Source organism: Deltaproteobacteria bacterium (assembly GCA_009929795.1).
Lineage (GTDB): Bacteria > Desulfobacterota > Desulfovibrionia > Desulfovibrionales > Desulfomicrobiaceae > RZZR01.
The window spans coordinates 1-4,632 of the sequence record RZZR01000174.1 but is presented as its reverse complement, the minus strand read 5'-3'; the positions used below and the strand labels follow the sequence as shown (position 1 = coordinate 4,632).

At 61.4% G+C, this 4,632-nt stretch carries 8 protein-coding genes; 5 read left to right on the top strand and 3 right to left on the bottom strand.

Annotated features, from left to right (window positions below; all coding sequences use genetic code 11):
* The 5 genes from EOM25_12495 to proB all read left to right on the top strand — a co-directional run.
* Positions 1–155: hypothetical protein (locus tag EOM25_12495; GenBank protein NCC25992.1), on the top strand; the 155-nt coding region annotated here is incomplete at its 5' end.
* A gap of 71 nt (positions 156–226) precedes the next feature.
* Positions 227–538, top strand: coding sequence for a 50S ribosomal protein L21 (rplU, locus tag EOM25_12490; protein ID NCC25991.1), 312 nt, complete (start codon positions 227–229; stop codon positions 536–538).
* A gap of 25 nt (positions 539–563) precedes the next feature.
* On the top strand, positions 564–833 hold the full coding sequence (locus EOM25_12485; GenBank protein NCC25990.1) for a 50S ribosomal protein L27: 270 nt from the start codon (positions 564–566) through the stop codon (positions 831–833).
* 87 nt (positions 834–920) lie between these two features.
* Positions 921–1,997 carry a GTPase ObgE gene (gene obgE / locus EOM25_12480; protein NCC25989.1) on the top strand — a complete coding sequence of 359 codons (1,077 nt, stop codon included), beginning with the start codon at positions 921–923 and terminating at the stop codon, positions 1,995–1,997.
* Complete coding sequence (gene proB, locus EOM25_12475) at positions 1,987–3,150, top strand: glutamate 5-kinase (protein ID NCC25988.1); 1,164 nt, start codon at positions 1,987–1,989, stop codon at positions 3,148–3,150. The genes obgE and proB overlap by 11 nt, the downstream gene beginning before the upstream one ends.
* Positions 3,151–3,240: 90 nt before the next feature.
* Here proB and EOM25_12470 read toward each other — a convergent pair whose 3' ends face one another.
* The 3 genes from EOM25_12470 to EOM25_12460 form a co-directional block, all read right to left on the bottom strand.
* Positions 3,241–3,645 (bottom strand): response regulator, encoded by a 405-nt coding sequence (locus EOM25_12470; GenBank protein ID NCC25987.1) that lies wholly within the window; start codon positions 3,643–3,645, stop codon positions 3,241–3,243.
* A gap of 2 nt (positions 3,646–3,647) precedes the next feature.
* Positions 3,648–4,088: a response regulator gene (locus EOM25_12465; GenBank protein NCC25986.1), complete on the bottom strand. Its 441-nt coding sequence runs from the start codon at positions 4,086–4,088 to the stop codon at positions 3,648–3,650.
* Positions 4,089–4,107: 19 nt separating this feature from the next.
* Positions 4,108–4,632 (bottom strand): HAMP domain-containing histidine kinase (locus tag EOM25_12460; GenBank protein NCC25985.1); only part of this gene is annotated, 525 nt, incomplete at its 5' end.

The window sequence follows — 4,632 nt, the reverse complement described above, 5'->3', positions numbered from 1 at the left end:
CGGGCAGGCACGTCCTGGTGGTGGACGACGTGATGACCACCGGGGCGACCTTGGAGGCCTGTGCCCGTTCCCTCCTGGCTGCCGGAGCGGCTGAAGTCTCGGTGGCCGTTCTAGCCCGGGCCGCCCGCTGGTCGGTGGGCCTTGCAAGGGGATAGGCCGAAAAAATACTTGACCTTTGAATCGGTCCTGGGATAACCGTCCCGTTTCTGCATCTGGAGGTACAATGATGTTCGCAATAATCGAGACTGGTGGAAAGCAGTACAGGGTTCAAGAGGGCCAGCAGTTCAAGGTGGCCCTGATGGATGCCGAACCCGGCTCCGAGGTATCCCTGGACAGAGTGTTGATGGTCGGCCAGGGCGAAGACGTCTCCGTGGGTCGTCCCGTTCTGGACGGGGCCGCAGTGGCCTGCGAGGTTGTCGCCCACGGCCGTGATCGCAAGATCATCGTTTTCAAGAAGAAGCGCCGCAAGGACTATCGAAAGAAGCAGGGTCACCGCCAGGATTTCACGGCTTTGAAGGTGAAATCCATTCAGGTTTAGGGATTCCTGACTCGGGAGGACAGAAATGGCACATAAAAAAGCAGGCGGCAGTTCACGAAACGGCCGCGACAGCAAGGGGCAGAGGCGCGGCGTGAAGCGATTCGGCGGCCAGCGCGTTCTGGCCGGGAATATCCTGGTCAGGCAGTTGGGCACCAAGGTCCAACCCGGCGCCAACGTCGGTCTGGGCAGGGATTTCACTCTGTACGCCTTGGTGGACGGCGAGGTGAAGTACGAGAAGTTTCTTCGCAAGAGAAAGGTCAAGACTAGGGTCAGCATCGTTCCGGTGGCTGCCTAGACTGGGTCTGGTTCCTCTATTTGCCGGGGCCGTTTAAGAGGGAAACCTTTTAAGCGGCCCTTTTTGTGTTTTGAGCCGGGAGGTTCGATGCGATTCGTTGATGAAGCGATAATCACGGTGCGGTCCGGAAAGGGCGGGAACGGATGCGTGTCCTTTCGGCGGGAACGGTGCGTGCCCCGGGGCGGTCCCAATGGCGGCGACGGCGGCAGCGGCGGGAGCGTGACTATCCGGGCCGACTCCAGGCTTCTGACTCTCTACGATTTCCGGCACAAGCGGGTTCACGAGGCTGAGAACGGGCGTCCGGGTATGGGAAGAATGTGCAATGGACCGGCTGGCAAGGACCTAATCGTCGAGGTCCCGCTGGGAACCATCATCCACGAAGTGGACGAGGACGGCCGCAACACCCTTTTGGCGGACCTGAAGACCCACGGCCAGGAGATTCTGGTGGCCCAGGGGGGACGGGGCGGCAAGGGCAATACCCATTTTAAGTCTTCGACCATGCGGGCCCCTCGGTTCGCCCAGCCCGGAGAACCGGGAGTGGAGCGTCGCATCCGTCTGGAGCTCAAGGTCATGGCCGACGTAGGGCTCATCGGTCTTCCCAATGCGGGCAAGTCGACATTTATTTCCAAGGTATCCGGGGCCAGGCCAAGGATCGCTCCCTTTCCGTTCACGACCCTGACCCCCAAACTCGGGGTGGTGGAGGACGATTTCGGCCGAAGGATGATCCTGGCCGACATCCCGGGGCTCATCAAGGGCGCTCATCTTGGACAGGGGCTGGGGCACACCTTTCTGCGCCACGTGGAGCGGACCCGGTGTCTGGTCCACATCCTGGGCGCGGACGAGATCGGCCGTGAGGATCCCTGGGAAGGTTTTGCCCTGGTGGACGACGAATTGGCCAAGTTCAGCCCCGGACTGGCCGGAAAAGATCAAATCCGGGTGGTCAACAAGATCGACCTCTGGACCCCGGAGGAAAGGGCCTGGTTCGAGGAGCGGGCCCGCGACGACAAGGGCCGGATCCTATTCATGTCGGCCCTGGACGGCCGGGGAGTGGACGAGGTCATGGCGGCTATATGGGCCCGTTGGGAGACAACCGAGGAGCGAATGTCCGGCCTGGAGGACAATCCGGCCTTGGATGGAGGCGAGGAGGACGGCGATGGGTGTTGAGTCCGATGCGAGCGATTGGCGGGTATTCCGCCGACGAATCCTGGAATCGGCCCGCCGGGTGGTCATCAAGGTCGGCAGCGCGGTCCTGACCGGCGAACAGGGCCTGGATCTGCGACGCATGCACCGTCTGGCCGACCAGTTGGCCGGAATCATGGACCGGGGGGTGTCGGTGGTGCTGGTTTCATCCGGGGCCGTGGCCGCTGGGAGGAGGGTGATCACGACCAGCGGGCATGGCGGATGTCTGGCCGGGAAACAGGCCCTGTCGGCCGTGGGACAGAGCCGGCTTATGCACGTCTATGACGAGATATTCGCCAATTACGGCAAGATCACGGCTCAGATCCTCCTGACCAAGGATGACCTGAAGAGTCGGACCCGGTTCCTGAATGCCCGGAACACGTTCAGCCAGCTTTTGTCCTGGGGGGTGCTGCCCATCGTCAACGAGAACGACACCGTGGCCGTGCAGGAATTGAAATTCGGCGACAACGACACCCTGGCGGCCCTGATTCTGAACGTGGTCGAGGCCCAACTGTTCGTCAACCTGACCTCGGCCGAGGGGGTCTTCGACGACAATCCCTTGGAAAACCCCGAGGCCAAAATATTGTCCTGCATCGAGCGGATCGGCGACCTGAACCTGGCTCGGATCTGCCGGGGAAAGACCACCGAAGGCAGCGGAGGGATGTACAGCAAGCTGTTGGCGGCCAAGCGGGCGGCCCAGATCGGGGTTCCAACCCTGGTCCTGTCGGGAAAGATGCCCTTCGGTCTGGAGAAGGCCTTTGCCGGGGAGGATGTGGGAACCTGGGTCATGCCCGAGGGCAAGGCCATTTCGCGGAAAAAGTTCTGGATGGCCTACAACCAGGACACGGCCGGAGAGGTCGTCGTGGACCAGGGAGCTGTGGCGGCCCTGACGGGCCGGGGGAAGAGTCTGCTTCCAGCAGGGATCGTGGACATCCGGGGCCGGTTCGGGGTCGGGGCATTGGTCCGGATTCTCGGGCCGGACGACGAACCCCTGGCCGTGGGCCTGACCAACTACACCAGCAACGACCTTCGACGGATCATGGGCCGCAACACCTCGGAGATCAAGGATATCCTGGGCCAGATATCCTATCCGGAAGCCATCCACCGGGACAACATGCTTTTGGACGCGGCCTTCTGACGACTCCTGGCGAAAATAAAAAACAGGGGAAGGGATTCTCGGATCCCTTCCCCTGTTTTTTATTGGTGTGAATTTCGGAACGGATTTGACTCAGAATCGGCCCACGGCCCTCAGAATGGTCTGGATGATGACCTCGAGCCGACAAGGCTTGACAAGATAGTCAAAGGCCCCGAGGTCGAAGCACCGCCGGGCCTCGGCCTCGCCGCCGTGGCCGGTGAGGATGATGACCTTGGTTTCTGGGGCGAGGATCTTCAGCATCTTGAGGGTCTCCAGGCCGTCGATGTCCTCCATCTTTAGGTCAAGCAGGGCCACGTCGTAGCTTCCGCAACGCATGGCCTGAACGGCCTCCCGCCCGCTGTTGACCGCCGTGACCTCGAAGCCACGGTGAGTCATGCGCTTGGTCAGCAGTTTCGTGTAGGACAGCTCGTCGTCGACGACGAGAAGCCGCACTGGAGGCCTGGAGGCCGATTGGGCCGAAGAATCCGCGTCGGACATGGCTACCCGCCCATGCGATTGGTAATTTCCTGGATGTGAGCCTGGAGGATCTTTTCCTCGTGGGCTGTTTTCTTGACCTTGGCCCTCCGGACGATCTCAATGAGCTTGTCGATGTCGCAGGGCTTCATGAGGTAGTCGAAGGCTCCTTTTTTCATGCCGTCGATGGCAGTTTCAACGGTGGCGTGGGCCGTGAGCATGACGACCTCGATCAGGGGGAAATGCTTGCGGATTTCGCCCAGGGTCTCGATGCCGTCCATGCCGGGCATCTTGACGTCCAGGATGGCCACGTCCAGATCCGGGCTCTTGCCCATGACTTCGAGGGCCTCGGGACCGCTTTCGGCCGTCTGGATGTCCAGATCGCGGGACTCCAGGCGCTTTTTCATGATGTTCAGGAATCCAACCTCGTCGTCGATGAGGATGACCTTGGCGATGGGTAATGACATTGGCTTTCTCCTTGCGGGCTTAGTGTTGAACTGCCGGTGCCCCCCCGGATCGGGGCCTGGTCGGGAGGGTGATGTGAAAGACGGTTCCTTCGCCGAGTTCGCTCTCCACCGAGATGGTTCCGCCCATCTTGTTGATGATTCCGTAGCAGATGGACAGGCCGAGGCCTGTGCCCTTGCCCACGGGTTTGGTGGTGAAGAAAGGCTCGAACAGGCGCTGAAGGTTGGCGCTGGGGATGCCCTGGCCGTTGTCGGCCACGTCGATGACCACGTTGTCGTCCTCGTGCCGGGCCCGGATGACGATCACCCCTTCGGGCTTGTCCATGGCGTCGATGGCGTTGTTGACTAGGTTCAGAACGACTTGCTGGAGTTCGGTGGGCGATGCGTGCAGGGGCGGCAGATCGGGATCGATCTCGGTCTTGATGTGGACCTTGCCGTATTTGGCCTTCTGGGCCGAAAAGGCGATGATCTCCTCCAGAAGCACAGGCAGGTCGATCTCCGTGGTCCGAGCGTCGGTCCTACGGGCGAAGCTCAGGAGCTTGTGGGT